General features: G+C 65.6%; 14 protein-coding genes. 10 read left to right on the top strand and 4 right to left on the bottom strand.

Features of this window, described 5'->3' with window-relative positions; genetic code table 11:
- The first annotated feature begins 31 nt into the window (after positions 1-31).
- Together nadA and nadC are read left to right on the top strand one after the other, a co-directional pair.
- Positions 32-1,186 carry a quinolinate synthase NadA gene (gene nadA, locus A2G96_RS19045; RefSeq protein WP_062801623.1) on the top strand — a complete coding sequence of 385 codons (1,155 nt, stop codon included), beginning with the start codon at positions 32-34 and terminating at the stop codon, positions 1,184-1,186.
- On the top strand, positions 1,183-2,046 hold the full coding sequence (gene nadC / locus A2G96_RS19040) for a carboxylating nicotinate-nucleotide diphosphorylase (protein WP_062801622.1): 864 nt from the start codon (positions 1,183-1,185) through the stop codon (positions 2,044-2,046). The genes nadA and nadC overlap by 4 nt, the downstream gene beginning before the upstream one ends.
- Before the next feature lie 154 nt (positions 2,047-2,200).
- Here the strand turns inward: nadC and nadB are convergent, their stop codons facing one another.
- The 4 genes from nadB to radC all read right to left on the bottom strand — a co-directional run bounded on the left by nadB (position 2,201) and on the right by radC (position 5,265).
- Positions 2,201-3,793, bottom strand: coding sequence for an L-aspartate oxidase (nadB, locus tag A2G96_RS19035; protein ID WP_062801621.1), 1,593 nt, complete (start codon positions 3,791-3,793; stop codon positions 2,201-2,203).
- A 177-nt stretch (positions 3,794-3,970) separates the two neighbouring features.
- Positions 3,971-4,141, bottom strand: a complete 171-nt coding sequence (gene rpmG, locus A2G96_RS19030) for a 50S ribosomal protein L33 (RefSeq protein WP_010814980.1) — start codon at positions 4,139-4,141, stop codon at positions 3,971-3,973.
- 13 nt (positions 4,142-4,154) lie between these two features.
- Positions 4,155-4,388, bottom strand: a complete 234-nt coding sequence (rpmB, locus tag A2G96_RS19025; RefSeq protein ID WP_006575661.1) for a 50S ribosomal protein L28 — start codon at positions 4,386-4,388, stop codon at positions 4,155-4,157.
- A gap of 190 nt (positions 4,389-4,578) precedes the next feature.
- Positions 4,579-5,265 (bottom strand): RadC family protein, encoded by a 687-nt coding sequence (gene radC / locus A2G96_RS19020; RefSeq protein WP_062801620.1) that lies wholly within the window; start codon positions 5,263-5,265, stop codon positions 4,579-4,581.
- A gap of 102 nt (positions 5,266-5,367) precedes the next feature.
- Between radC and A2G96_RS19015 the strand changes: the two genes are divergently transcribed.
- The 8 genes from A2G96_RS19015 to A2G96_RS18980 all read left to right on the top strand — a co-directional run bounded on the left by A2G96_RS19015 (position 5,368) and on the right by A2G96_RS18980 (position 13,957).
- On the top strand, positions 5,368-5,856 hold the full coding sequence (locus tag A2G96_RS19015) for an FKBP-type peptidyl-prolyl cis-trans isomerase (RefSeq protein WP_012353738.1): 489 nt from the start codon (positions 5,368-5,370) through the stop codon (positions 5,854-5,856).
- A 35-nt stretch (positions 5,857-5,891) separates the two neighbouring features.
- Positions 5,892-6,857: a 4-hydroxy-3-methylbut-2-enyl diphosphate reductase gene (gene ispH / locus A2G96_RS19010; RefSeq protein WP_062801619.1), complete on the top strand. Its 966-nt coding sequence runs from the start codon at positions 5,892-5,894 to the stop codon at positions 6,855-6,857.
- Positions 6,858-7,414: 557 nt separating this feature from the next.
- The gene (locus tag A2G96_RS19005) at positions 7,415-8,626 is read left to right on the top strand and encodes a branched-chain amino acid ABC transporter substrate-binding protein (protein ID WP_062801618.1); all 1,212 of its coding nucleotides are present in this window, start codon (positions 7,415-7,417) and stop codon (positions 8,624-8,626) included.
- Positions 8,627-8,838: 212 nt separating this feature from the next.
- Positions 8,839-9,774, top strand: a complete 936-nt coding sequence (locus tag A2G96_RS19000; RefSeq protein WP_062801617.1) for a branched-chain amino acid ABC transporter permease — start codon at positions 8,839-8,841, stop codon at positions 9,772-9,774.
- Positions 9,775-9,787: 13 nt separating this feature from the next.
- Positions 9,788-10,945 (top strand): ABC transporter permease subunit, encoded by a 1,158-nt coding sequence (locus A2G96_RS18995; protein WP_062801616.1) that lies wholly within the window; start codon positions 9,788-9,790, stop codon positions 10,943-10,945.
- Between the two features lie 13 nt (positions 10,946-10,958).
- Positions 10,959-11,735 carry an ABC transporter ATP-binding protein gene (locus A2G96_RS18990; RefSeq protein WP_062801615.1) on the top strand — a complete coding sequence of 259 codons (777 nt, stop codon included), beginning with the start codon at positions 10,959-10,961 and terminating at the stop codon, positions 11,733-11,735.
- A gap of 32 nt (positions 11,736-11,767) precedes the next feature.
- A complete protein-coding gene (locus A2G96_RS18985; RefSeq protein WP_062801614.1) occupies positions 11,768-12,484 on the top strand; it encodes an ABC transporter ATP-binding protein in 717 nt (238 codons plus the stop codon).
- 297 nt (positions 12,485-12,781) lie between these two features.
- A complete protein-coding gene (locus A2G96_RS18980; protein ID WP_062801613.1) occupies positions 12,782-13,957 on the top strand; it encodes an IS481 family transposase in 1,176 nt (391 codons plus the stop codon).
- Positions 13,958-14,090 lie beyond the last annotated feature (133 nt).

The raw sequence follows: 14,090 nt of genomic DNA, 5'->3' as shown, positions 1-14,090 counted from the left end.
TGTTGGCGGAGGTCTAGAGGAGTACCCGGAGATGACCCCACAATCGATCAAGACCGTCGAGTTCGAAAAGCCGAACCTGGCGGGTGCCGAAAACGCCGCTGGCGCCAGCTGCGTGGCGCATGCCTGGGCCAAGGTGCCGCCGGTGCTGTCGCCCGATGAGCGGCAGGCGCTGAAGGCGCGTATCCGCCGCTTGCTGAAGGAGCGCAACGCGGTGCTGGTGGCGCACTACTACGTCGACGCCGACCTGCAGGACCTCGCCGAAGAAACCGGCGGCTGTGTCTCCGATTCCCTCGAAATGGCCCGCTTCGGCCGCGACCATGCGGCCAAGACGCTGGTGGTGGCCGGCGTGCGCTTCATGGGCGAGACCGCCAAGATTCTCAGCCCGGAAAAGACCGTGCTGATGCCGGACCTGGACGCGACCTGCTCGCTCGACCTGGGCTGCCCGGCCGACGAGTTCGCGGCCTTCTGCGATGCGCATCCGGATCGCACCGTGGTGGTCTACGCCAACACCAGCGCCGCGGTGAAGGCGCGCGCGGACTGGATGGTGACCTCGAGCATCGGCCTGAAGATCGTCGAGCACCTGCACGCGCAGGGCAAGAAGATCCTGTGGGCCCCGGACAAGCACCTGGGCAGCTATATCCAGAAGCAGACCGGCGCCGACATGCTGCTGTGGCAGGGCTCGTGCCTGGTGCACGACGAGTTCAAGGGCATCGAGCTGGACCTGCTGCGCCGCGAGTTCCCCAACGCCAAGATCCTGGTGCATCCGGAATCGCCGGAGAACGTAGTGGCGCAGGCCGACGTGGTCGGCTCGACCTCGCAGCTGATCGAGGCCGCGCAGAAGCTGGACGCGACCGAGTTCATCGTCGCCACCGACAACGGCATCCTGCACAAGATGCGTATGGCCGCGCCCGGCAAGCATTTCATCGAGGCGCCGACCGCCGGCAACAGCGCCACCTGCAAGAGCTGCGCGCACTGCCCGTGGATGGCGATGAATGCGCTGACCAACCTCGCGGAAGTGCTCGAGACCGGCCGCAACCAGATCCACGTCGATCCGGCCATCGGCGCCAAGGCGGTGACCTGCATCAACCGCATGCTCGACTTCGCCGCCGCGCAGAAGCGCAATGTACGGCCGTCGTCCGACCTGGCGCAGGAACAGGCGCTGTTCCAGGGGATCGGCCCGGCATGAGCGTGAATCCGATTTTCGATAGCTATGGTCCGGCGCTGCAGGCAGCGCTGCAGGCCAATGTGCAGGCCGCGATCGCCGAGGATGTCGGCAGCGGCGACCTGACCGGCCTGCTGGTGCCGGCGGACAAGGCCGCGCGCGCGCGCGTGATCGTGCGCGAGTCGGCGGTGCTGTGCGGCCAGCCATGGTTCGACGCGTGCATGCGTGCGGTCGACCCGGCGCTGCAGGTGCGCTGGCTGCAGCAAGAGGGCGCCCGCATGGCACCGGATTCCGTGGTGTGCGAGATCACCGGCCCGGCGCGCTCGCTGCTGACCGCCGAGCGCCCGTCGCTGAATTTCCTGCAACTGCTGTCCGGTGTGGCCACCGCCACGCGCCGCTACGCCGATCTGATCGCCGGCACCCGCGCGCGCGTGCTCGACACGCGCAAGACGCTGCCCGGGCTGCGCCTGGCGCAGAAGTACGCGGTACGCATCGGCGGCGGCGAGAACCAGCGCCTGGCGCTGTATGACGGCATCCTGATCAAGGAAAACCATATCGCCGCGGCCGGCAGCATCGGCGCGGCGATGCGGGCGGCGCTGGCGCTCGATACGCAGGCGTCGGTGCAGATCGAGGTCGAGAGCCTGGCCGAACTGGAGCAAGCGCTGGCGGCCGGTGCCACGTCGGTGCTGATCGACAACTTCACCGTGCCGATGATGCAGGACGCGGTGAAGATCAACCAGGGCAGGGCGCTGCTGGAAGTGTCGGGCGGCGTCAATGCCGAGACCATCCGCACCTTTGCCGAGACCGGCGTCGATCGGATCTCGGTGGGCGCGCTGACCAAGGACGTGCGCGCGACCGATTACTCCTTGCGCATCATTGGCTGATGGTGTGCTCCCCTCTCCCGCGTGCGGGAGAGGGGCAGGGGGTGAGGGCAGGCGCTGGCATACCGAGGCGTTTCACTTCGTTGAGGCTCCGGCCCTCACCCCAACCCTCTCCCGCAAGCGGGAGAGGGAGCGCGCAATCGGTTGGACTGGCGCCTCAGCGCTTACGAACTGCAGGCGGCTGCATCACTGTCGGCAGCGCCTTCGGTAACGCCTCCGGATAGTCCCGGCTGAAATGCAGGCCGCGACTTTCATGGCGCGAGTACGCGCTGTCGACGATCAGCGAGGCCACCTCCACCAGGTTGCGCAGTTCCAGCAGGTCGCGCGTGACGCGGAAATTGGCGTAATACTCGGCAATCTCCTCGCGCAGCAGCACGATGCGGTGCTGCGCGCGTTCCAGGCGCTTGCTGGTGCGCACGATGCCGACGTAGTTCCACATCATGCGGCGCAGCTCGTCCCAGTTGTGCGACACCACGACTTCTTCGTCGGCATCGGAGACGCGGCTCTCGTCCCACGCCGGCAGCGTGATATTGGGCACGCCAGCCTTGTCCTGCGAGGCGATGTCTTCGGCGGCGGCGCGGCCGATCACCATGCATTCGAGCAGCGAGTTCGACGCCAGCCGGTTGGCGCCATGCAGGCCGGTGCAGGCGGTCTCGCCCACGGCGTAGAGGCCGCCGATATCGGTGCGGCCCAGGGTGTCGGTCACCACGCCGCCGCAGGTGTAGTGCGCGGCCGGCACCACCGGGATCGGTTCGCGCGTGATGTCGATGCCCAGTTCCAGGCAGCGCGCATGGATGGTCGGGAAGTGTTCCTTCAGGAAGGCCTCGGGCTGGTGCGTGATATCGAGATAGACGCAGTCCAGCCCGCGCTTCTTCATTTCGAAGTCGATCGCGCGTGCCACCACGTCGCGCGGCGCCAGTTCGGCGCGCTCGTCGTGTTCGGGCATAAAGCGCGTGCCGTCGGGCAGCTTGAGCAGGCCGCCTTCGCCGCGCACCGCTTCGGAAATCAGGAAGGACTTGGCATAGGGGTGGTACAGGCAGGTCGGGTGGAACTGGATGAATTCCATGTTCGACACCCGGCAACCCGCGCGCCAGGCCATGGCGATGCCGTCGCCGGTGGCCGTGTCCGGGTTGGTGGTGTAGAGGTAGACCTTGCCCGCACCGCCGGCAGCCAGCACGGTGTGCGTGGCGGTGACCGTGTGCACCGCGCCGGTGCGGTCGTCCAGCACGTAGAGGCCGTAGCAGCGGTTGCCCGGCAGCCCCATCTTGCGCGACGTGATCAGGTCGATCGCGAAGTGGTCTTCCAGGATGGTGATATTGGGATGCTGCGTGGCTTGCTGCAGCAGCGTGCTGACCACGGCATGGCCGGTGGCGTCGGCGGCGTGGATGATGCGCCGGCGGCTATGGCCGCCTTCGCGCGTCAGGTGGAAGCCCAGCTCGGCCTGCGCGTCGCGGGTGAACGGCACGCCGCGGTCGATCAGCCACTGGATGGCTTCGCGCCCATGCTCGACGATAAAGCGCGTGGCCTCTTCATCGCACAGCCCGGCACCGGCAACGAGCGTGTCCTGGGTGTGTTCGTCGTGGCTGTCGCCGGAATCCAGCACCGCGGCGATGCCGCCCTGCGCCCAGTCGCTGGCGCCCTGCGTCATGGCGCGCTTGCTGAGGATGGCCACCCGGTGGGTGTCGGCCAGTTGCAATGCGACCGTAAGGCCGGCCAGGCCGCTGCCGACGATGGCGACGTCGAAATTCATGGTGCAAGGAGAGCGCCGCCAGGGCGCTTGGCAGATTGGGGGAAACGGCAAAGTCTACACCCGGCGCGCCATCCCGTGCATCAGTGCGCAGGGTCGATGTGCAATCGGTGCGCAATATCGACGGGCAACAAAAAGCCCCGCTGCAGGGCGGGGCTTTCTGGCGGGAGACCGGATCAATTACTTGATCTTGGTTTCCTTGTAAGCGACGTGCTTGCGGGCGACGGGATCGAACTTCATGATCTCCATCTTTTCCGGCATGGTGCGCTTGTTCTTGGTGGTGGTGTAGAAGTGACCGGTACCTGCGGTCGATTCCAGCTTGATCTTGTCGCGGCCGCCCTTGCTTGCCATGATGTACTCCTAATTAGACTTCGCCGCGTGCGCGCAGGTCGGCGAGCACGGAGTCGATGCCTTTCTTGTCGATCAGGCGCAGGCCGGCGTTCGAGACGCGCAGGCTCACCCAGCGGTTTTCGGATTCAACGAAGAAACGACGATTCTGCAGGTTGGGCAGAAAACGGCGCTTGGTCTTGTTGTTTGCGTGGGAAACGTTGTTGCCGACCATCGGCGCTTTCCCGGTCACTTGACAGACGCGTGCCATGAAGCACTCCTAAATCTTCTATTCGTGGACAATGTTCGCAACAGATCAACAAAAGGCGCGCGGGCCCGGACTGCAGCGGTTGAGACTTCAGCAAAACGGGCATTATAGACCGGATTCCCCCAGCGAATCAATGCTTTCTGCGCTCCCGCGCCGGCAGTGTTGCAGGTCCGCTCCTCTGGTGCCGTAGGCGTCACAGCCCCGGCAGGCGCTCGCAGGATTCCGCCATCGAGCGGATTTCATGCCCCGCGACAATGAAATGGTCCAGCAACCGCACGTCGATCAGGTCGAGCGTGCGCGCCAGTTCGCGCGTCAGGTGGATGTCGCTCTGGCTGGGATCCGTGGTGCCGCGCGGATGGTTGTGCGCGACGATGATGCCGGCCGCGTTATGCGTCAGCGCCTGGCGCGCCACTTCGCGCGGATAGACCGAGGTCCGCGTCAGCGTGCCGCGGAACAGCTCCTCGCTGGCGACCATGCGGTTGCCGGGATCCAGGAACAGGCACATGAAGACCTCGTGCTGCAGCGGTGCCAGCGTCAGGCGCAGGTAGCTGCGCACCGATTCCGGCGAATTGAAGCCGGCCGGCAAGCGCAGCGACTCGGCCAGCGCACGCCGCGCCAGCTCCGGGATGGCCTGCAGCTGGGCGAACTTGGTCGCGCCCATGCCGCGCACGCCGGCCAGCGCTTCGCCCTCGGCCGCGAACAGCGCGGTCAGCGAGCCGAAGCGGTGCAGCAGCTCGCGTGCCAGGTCCACGGCACTTTTCCCGGCGGCGCCCACGCGCAGCAGCACGGCCAGCAGTTCGGCATCAGACAGGGCGGCAGCGCCGCTTTCCAGCAGTTTCTCGCGGGGCCGCTCGCAGGCGGGCCATTTGGAAATGGTCATGGGCATCCAGGGTAGTCGCGTCGGGAACAGGGCTTGCGGCCCCGGGGCGGCGAGCCAGGGGCCAGTCGAATACAATACGGGTTGTTCCCTGGTTGATCACCCATGAATTTGCAAACTTTCGCGTCGGAAGCCGACGGCGGCACGGCTGGCCGCAAGACTGTCCAGGCCGACTCTTTCCTGACCCTGCACTACAGCATCGCGCTCGAGAATGGCACCGAGGTCGTCAGCACGTTCGAGGAAAAGCCCGCCACGCTGCTGCTGGGCCAGGGCCAGTTCGCGCCGACGCTCGAGCAGGCGCTGCTGGGCATGCCCGAAGGCGAGCGCATGACCTATCGCCTGGCGCCGGAGCAGGCCTTCGGCCCGCGCAACGCCGAACTGCTGCAGTGGGTGTCGCTGGCCACGCTGCGCGAGAACAGTTCGTTCGAAGAGGACTACAGCCCGGGTGACCTGGTCGAGTTCAACGCGCCCGGCGGCGGCAAGTACGCCGGCGTGCTCAAGGAGATCGGCGAGACCGCCGCGTTGTTCGACTTCAACCATCCGCTGGCCGGGCAGACCATCCTGTTCGACGTGCAGCTGATCGGCATTCTCTGAACGTCGCCACGTCGAACCTGTCCGGATACCGCAGCATGCCCGACCTGATCCCCGCCCCCGACGCAGAAATCCTGATGGCCCAGCCGCGCGGCTTCTGCGCCGGCGTGGACCGCGCCATCGAGATCGTCGAGCGCGCGCTCGAGCGCTTCGGCGCTCCCATCTACGTCCGCCACGAAATCGTCCACAACGCCTATGTGGTGGCCGACCTGCGCCGCAAGGGCGCGGTGTTCGTGGGCGAGCTCGACGAGGTGCCCGCCGGCGCCACCGTCATCTTCAGTGCCCATGGCGTGTCGCGCGAAGTCCGCGAAGACGCGGCCCGGCGCGGCCTGCACGTCTTCGATGCGACCTGTCCGCTGGTGACCAAGGTGCATGTCGAAGTCAGCAAGCTGCGCGCGCAGGGCTGCGAGATCGTGATGATCGGCCATCGCGGCCACCCGGAGGTGGAAGGCACCATGGGCCAGGCCAACGGCGGCATGGTGCTGGTCGAGTCGGTCGCCGATGTCGCGGCGCTGCAGATCGCCGATCCGTCGCGGCTGGCCTATGTCACCCAGACCACGCTGTCGGTGGACGAGACCCGCGAGATCGTGGCCGCGCTCAAGGCCCGCTTCCCGGAAATCCGCGAACCGAAGAAGCAGGACATCTGCTATGCCACGCAAAACCGCCAGGACGCGGTGAAGTTCATGGCGCCGCAGGTCGAAGTGGTGATCGTGGTCGGCAGTCCCAACAGTTCCAACTCCAACCGCCTGCGCGAGCTGGCCGAGCGCCTGGGCGTGCCGGCCTATATGGTGGACGCGCCGGAGCAGGTGCGGCCCGAATGGGTCGCCGGCAAGCGCCGCATCGGCCTGACCGCCGGCGCCTCGGCGCCGGAAGCGCTGGCCCAGTCCATCGTCGAGCGCCTGCGCGAACTGGGTGCGCGCCAGGTGCGCCCGCTTGAGGGCATCGAGGAAAACATGGCGTTCCCGTTGCCGCGCGGGCTGCTGCCCACCAGCGCAGCCGCCTGAGCCCGGCGCGGGGTCGCCCGCCGCCTGAATGCCTGGCCTGATAAAGGGGCGCCGCTGCTGCGGCGCCCCTTTTTGTTTCTGGCCCTGCCGGCCTCGGAATAATGCCCGCTGCTGGTGCCAGGGGCGCCCGCCATTCGTGCCGGACGCTAATCAGGGTAATCCCCGAAGCTGGGGTTTTCCCTATTATGGTGCGGCGCTACATTCTGCACATTAGAGAGCAGCATCACGCTAATGAAATGAAACGCCTAATTAATAATGGTGCATTATAGGTGGTGCCGGCGCTGCTTCTTTGCCGCCTGGGGCGCCGCAGGCACGGTTCTTGTAAGCAGGAGGGGCGGCCGCGTCATGTGAGCGGGAATTGCCGCAATCTGTGCATTGGGGAAATTCCCTAGCTCAAATGCGCGGTAAATGGTCAAGGATGTTGCGTCGCGTATTGCATCGACTAAGAAAGGGGATACAATGCGCGCGTTTCAAATTGAAACTAAACAACGGCGGTCCAGGGAAACGTCCGGGAGGCGTTGCAAATCCCTGTTTTTGTGAATCCTAGGAGATCACTCATGCAAATCACGTTTGCCAAGATTCTGCCGATCGCGGCCGCAGTGGCGCTGGTCGCAGCTTGCGGCAAGAAGGAAGAAAAGCCGGCGGATACGGCTTCTTCGGCGCCGGCGGCAGCGGCTCCCGCAGCGCCTGCGGCCGGTGGCGGCGAGACTGTCGTCAAGATCGGGCACGCGGCCCCGCTGACCGGCGGCATCGCGCACCTTGGCAAGGACAACGAAAACGGCGCCCGCCTGGCTGTGGAAGAAGTCAACAAGTCCGGCCTGGAAGTCGGCGGCAAGAAGGTCAAGCTGGAACTGGTCGGCGAAGACGATGCCGCTGACCCGAAGACCGGCACCGCCGTGGCGCAGAAGCTGGTCGACGCCAAGGTCGTGGCCGTGGTCGGCCACCTGAACTCGGGCGTGTCGATCCCGGCGTCGAAGATCTACAGCGATGCCGGCATCGTGCAGATCTCGCCGTCGTCGACCAACCCGGACTACACCAAGCAGGGCTTCAAGACCACCTACCGCGTGGTCGCCACCGATGCCCAGCAGGGCCCGGCGCTGGCCAACTACGCCGCCAAGACCCTGAACGCCAAGAGCGTGGCGATCGTCGACGATGCCACCGCCTACGGCAAGGGCCTGGCCGACGAGTTCGAGAAGACCGCCAAGGCCGCCGGCGTGAACGTGGTTGCGCGTGAAGCCACCAACGACAAGGCCACCGACTTCAAGGCCATCCTGACCAAGATCAAGGGCAAGAAGCCGGACGTGATCATGTACGGCGGCATGGACGCCACCGGCGGCCCGTTCGCCAAGCAGGCCAAGGAACTGGGCATCGGCGCCAAGATCGTCGGCGGCGACGGCGTCTGCACCGACAAGGTGGCCGAGCTGGCCGGCGACGCCGTGACCAACATCATCTGCTCCGAGGCAGGCCTGGCGCTGTCGCGCATGGAGCAGGGCGCCGACTTCGACAAGCGCTACCAGGCCCGCTTCAACGCGCCGGTGCAGATCTACGCGCCGTTCACGTATGACGCGGTGATGGTCATCGTCGATGCCATGAAGCGCGCCAACTCGACCGAACCGGCTGCCATCCTGGCCGAAATGCCCAAGACCAACTACAAGGGCGTGATCGGCAATATCGCCTTCGACGAGAAGGGCGACATGAAGGAAGGCACCATCACGCTGTACGAGTACAAGGACAAGAAGAAGTCGGTCCTCGACGTCGTGAAGATGTAGTCTGGGCTTACCGGCCCATCCGAACGGCACCGTGAGTATTTTGCGGTGCCGTTCTTTTTAGCCTCGCCTAATGTAGAAGCATCCTTACCATGGATGGAGCAGGGCAGGCCGCTCACCAGCAAACCAACCACCGCAACGTTACCCATCACACACCATGGTCCCCCCGGCATCCACACCATGCCGTAAGGTCAGGGACTGAAGCAGGAGTTTTCATGGATATCTTTATCCAGCAGATCGTGAACGGTCTGGTGCTCGGCAGCATTTATGCGCTGATCGCACTGGGCTACACCATGGTCTACGGCATTCTCGGCATCATCAACTTCGCCCACGGCGACGTGCTGATGATCGGCGCGCTGACCGCCCTGTCAGCCATCCTCGGATTGCAGAAGTTCGCCCCCGGCCTGCCGGAATGGCTGACGCTGGTGATCGCCACGCTGATCGCCATGCCGGTCTGCGCGATCCTGTCGTATTCGATCGAGCGGGTCGCCTACCGGCCCTTGCGCAATGCGCCACGGCTGGCCCCGCTGATCACCGCGATCGGGGTTTCCATCATCCTGCAGACGATGGGCATGTTGATCTGGTCGCGCAACCCGCTGACCTTCCCGCAGCTGCTGCCGTCCGAACCCATCGACATCGGCGCCACCGGGGCCACCATCACCGGCAAGGAGATGGTCATCATCGGCATGGCCGTGATGGTGATGTCGGGCCTGCTGGCGCTGGTCAACCGCACCAAGCTCGGCCGCGCCATGCGCGCCACCGCAGAGAACCAGAAGGTCGCCGGCCTGATGGGCGTGAACCCCAATTTCGTCATTTCCGCCACCTTCATGATCGGCGCCACGCTGGCCGCGCTGGCCGGCGTGATGATGGCCACCAACTATGGCAACGCCCACTTCTACATGGGCTTCATTCCCGGCCTGAAGGCGTTTACCGCCGCGGTGCTGGGCGGCATCGGCAACCTCGCGGGCGCGATGGTCGGCGGCATGCTGCTGGGCCTGATCGAGGCGCTCGGCGCCGGCTATATCGGCGACCTGACCAATGGCGTGTTCGGCTCGAACTACCAGGACGTCTTCGCCTTCATCGTACTGATCACCGTGCTCGTCTTCCGTCCGTCCGGCATCATGGGCGAACGCGTGGCGGATCGCGCCTGAGGAGAGCGAATCCATGAATACCCCGATTCCATCCACGGCCGCGGTCGCGGCGCCGACCAAGGTGCCGGCCAAGACCCTGGCCGCACTGATTGGCTTCCTGGTGGTGGCGCTGTGCGCCCCGTTCATCGTCCAGACGCTGGGCGGCAACTACTGGGTCCGCGTGCTCGACTTTGCGCTGCTGTACATCATGCTGGCGCTGGGCCTGAACATCGTGGTCGGCTTTGCCGGCCTGCTCGACCTGGGCTATATCGCGTTCTACGCGGTGGGCGCCTACATGATGGCGCTGCTCGGCTCGCCGCACCTGGCGAACCAGTTCGAGTGGATCCAGCAGCTGTTCCCGACCGGCATCCACCTGTCGATGTGGTTCGTGCTGCCGCTGGCGATCCTGGTGGCCGCCACCTTCGGCGTGCTGCTGGGGGCGCCGACGCTCAAGCTGCGCGGCGACTACCTGGCCATCGTCACGCTCGGCTTCGGCGAGATCATCCGCATCTTCATGAACAACCTGGACCGCCCGGTGAACATCACCAACGGTCCCAAGGGCATTACCGCGGTCGACCCGGTGCATATCTTCGGCTTCGATTTCTCGAAGTCGCACGAGATCTTCGGGCTCAAGTTCTCGCCGGTGTTCATGTACTACTACCTGCTGGTGTTCCTGGTGATCGTGATCGTGTTCGTGTGCCTGCGCCTGCAGACCTCGCGCATCGGCCGCGCCTGGGTTGCCATCCGCGAAGACGAAATCGCCGCCAAGGCGATGGGCATCAACACCCGCAATATCAAGCTGCTGGCGTTCGCGATGGGCGCGTCGTTCGGCGGCGCCTCGGGCGCGGTGTTCGGCGCGTTCCAGGGCTTTGTCTCGCCGGAATCGTTCACGCTGTGGGAATCGATCTACGTGCTGGCGATCGTGGTGCTGGGCGGCATGGGCCATATCCCGGGCGTGATCCTGGGCGGCGTGCTGCTGGTGGGCTTCCAGGAACTGCTGCGCGTGGTCGCCGAGCCGATCCAGACCGGCCTGTTCGGCCAGGTGATCGTCGATGCCGAGGTGCTGCGCCAGCTGCTGTTCGGCCTGGCCCTGGTTGGCGTGATGCTGTACCGCCCGGCCGGCATCTGGCCGTCGCCGCGCAAGGAAGACCGCCCGGTGGTGCGCCGCGCGGGCAGTATCGGCCGTCTCTGAACCGGAGGAAGACATGAGCAACAACGATTTCCTCCTGTCGGTACAGGGGGTCAACAAGCGTTTCGGCGGCCTGCAGGCGCTGTCCGATGTCGGCCTGCAGATCAAGCCGGGCGAGATCTACGGGCTGATCGGCCCCAACGGCGCCGGCAAGACCACCTTCTTCAACGTGATCACCGGCCTGTACACGCCCGATTCGGGGGAGTTCGTGCTGGGCGGCAAGCCCTACCAGCCGACCGCCGTGCACGAGGTGGCCAAGGCCGGCATTGCGCGCACGTTCCAGAACATCCGCCTGTTCGGCGACATGACCGCGCTCGAGAACGTGATGGTCGGGCGCCACGTGCGCTCCAAGGCCGGCGTGTTCGGCGCGATCTTCCGCCCGCCGTCGGTGCGGCGCGAGGAAGAGGGCATCGAAGACATGGCGCATGACCTGCTCGACTACGTCGGCATCGGAAAGTACGCCAACTTCACCGCGCGCAACCTGTCGTACGGCCACCAGCGCCGGCTCGAGATCGCGCGCGCGCTGGCGACCGAGCCCAAGCTGCTGGCGCTGGACGAGCCCGCCGCCGGCATGAACGCGACCGAGAAGGTCGAGCTGCGCGGCCTGCTCGACAAGATCAAGAACGATGGCAAGACCATCCTGCTGATCGAGCACGACGTGAAGCTGGTGATGGGCCTGTGCAACCGCCTGACGGTGCTGGACTACGGCAAGGTGATTGCCCAGGGCCTGCCGCACGAGGTGCAGAACAACCCCGCGGTGATCGAGGCCTACCTCGGCACCTCGGCGCACTGATGGCGGGAGCGGACGTAATGAATCAGCCTGCAATGAAACAGACAGTACTGAAGATCTCCGGCCTGAAGGTTGCCTACGGCGGCATCCAGGCCGTCAAGGGCATCGACCTCGAAATCCGCGACGGCGAGCTGGTCACGCTGATCGGCGCCAACGGCGCCGGCAAGACCACCACCATGAAGGCCATCACCGGCCTGCAGGGCTGGGCCGGCGGCGACGTGGAATACATGGGCAAGTCGATCAAGGGCGTGCCCAGCTACGCGCTGCTCAAGCAAGGGCTGGCGATGGTGCCGGAAGGCCGCGGCGTGTTCGCGCGCATGACCATCACCGAGAACCTGCAGATGGGCGCCTACACGCGCAACGACGAGGCCGGCATCAGGGCCGACGTCGAGCGCATGTTCGGCATCTTCCCGCGGCTGAAGGAGCGCGCCAACCAGCTGGCGGGCACCATGTCCGGCGGCGAGCAGCAGATGCTGGCGATGGCGCGCGCGCTGATGAGCCAGCCCAAGGTGCTGCTGCTGGACGAGCCGTCGATGGGCCTGTCGCCGATCATGGTGGAGAAGATCTTCGAGGTCGTGCGCGATATCTCGGCGCAGGGCGTGACCGTGCTGCTGGTCGAGCAGAACGCGCGCCTGGCGCTGCAGGCCGCGCACCGCGGCTACGTGATGGAATCCGGCCTGATCACCATGAGCGGCGAAGCCAGCCAGATGCTGGACGACCCCAAGGTGCGGGCCGCCTACCTGGGCGAGTAAAGGCGCCAGCAAAGGCGTTAGCAAAGGCGAGCGGTTTTGGGTGCACCAAAGCAGCCCGAGCTTGTCCGGGCCTTCTTCTCCCTCTCCCCTCACGGGGAGAGGGCCGGGGTGAGGGGTGGTTTAGCAAGGAGCCACATCAAGCGGGGCCAACGGTTTTAACCCGCAGGCCTCAGCTTTTTGACACTCCTGCCCTCACCCCCGACCCCTCTCCCGCTGTATGGACCGGGGACATAGGTGACAGGTGTGCGAGGACATGGTTGACACTCCCGGGCAGATATCTGCCCGGGAGAACGAACCATGCCGTGGAGCGCCCGAGACACCATGAGCCTTCGCCTGGAGTTCATTGCCCTGGCTTCCCAGCCGGGATGCAACCGTCGGGAGCTGTGCCGACGGTTCTCGATCAGTCCGCAAACCGCTTATAAGTGGCTGGCCCGGCATCGGCAGGAAGGCGCCGCGGGCTTGGCCGACCGGCCCCGGCGGCCGCACCACAGCCCCGAGCGCACCGCTGATTTCCTGGAGGAACTGGTGCTGATGCTGCGCCGCGAACACCCGACCTGGGGTGGGCGCAAGATCAGCCGCAGGCTGTCCGACCTGGGCCACGCCGAGGTGCCTGCGCCCAGCACGGTGACCTCGATCCTGCATCGACATGGTCTGATCGATCCGCAGGCCAGCGCCCAGGCCACCCCCTGGCGGCGGTTCGAGCACGACGAACCCAACGAGCTGCTGCAGATGGACTTCAAGGGTCAGGTGCCCAATGAGCAGGGCGTCTGCTTTCCGCTCACGCTGATCGACGACCATTCCCGCTTCAACCTGTGCCTGGCAGCCTGCGCGGACCAGCGCCGCCAGACGGTGCAGCAGCAGCTGATCGGGGCCTTCCGCCGCTACGGCCTGCCCCGGCGCATCACCATGGATAACGGCCCTCCATGGGGAGGCGGCGACGAAGAGGGGCTGGGCTACACCAGGCTGACGGTCTGGTTAATGCAACTAGGGATCCGGGTCAGCCATTCACGGCCCTATCACCCACAAACACAGGGCAAGGACGAGCGGTTCCACCGCACCCTGAAGGCCGAAGTCCTGCAGCACCGCCGCTTCGTGGACAACACCGAGGCGCAGCAGGTCTTCGATCGATATCGGTACGTGTACAACCACGAGCGACCCCATCAGGCCCTGGGAATGCAGGTGCCGGCCCAACGCTATCGCGTGAGCAACGTGGCCTACCCGGAGGCGCTGCCGGAGGTGCAGTACCAGAGCGGCGACCGTGTCTACAAGGTCGACAGCAGCGCACGGATCATGGTTGGCAACCGGCGCATCAAGATCGGCAAGGCGTTCATCGGCCAGTGGATCGCGCTACGCCCGACCCGGCGCGACGGCGTGTTGGCCATATGGTTCAGCCGCTTTGAAATCGGCGAAATTAGCCTGCACGCCGTAGCGGCGTGCAGGCCACAAGCATCACCTAGGGACGTAACCCCTTGACGTCTACAATGTGTCCACCATGTCCTCGCACATGCGTCCACCATGTCCCCGGTCTATACATCCCGCAAGCGGGAGAGGGGAGCAAACCTGCAGCAGGCAGAGTTTGCCAGTAGCCCTCAGGCCTCGCCGCGCG

Source organism: Cupriavidus nantongensis (assembly GCF_001598055.1).
GTDB lineage: Bacteria > Pseudomonadota > Gammaproteobacteria > Burkholderiales > Burkholderiaceae > Cupriavidus > Cupriavidus nantongensis.
The sequence above is the reverse complement of the archived record's forward strand: the minus strand, read 5'-3'. Positions and strand labels throughout refer to the sequence as shown.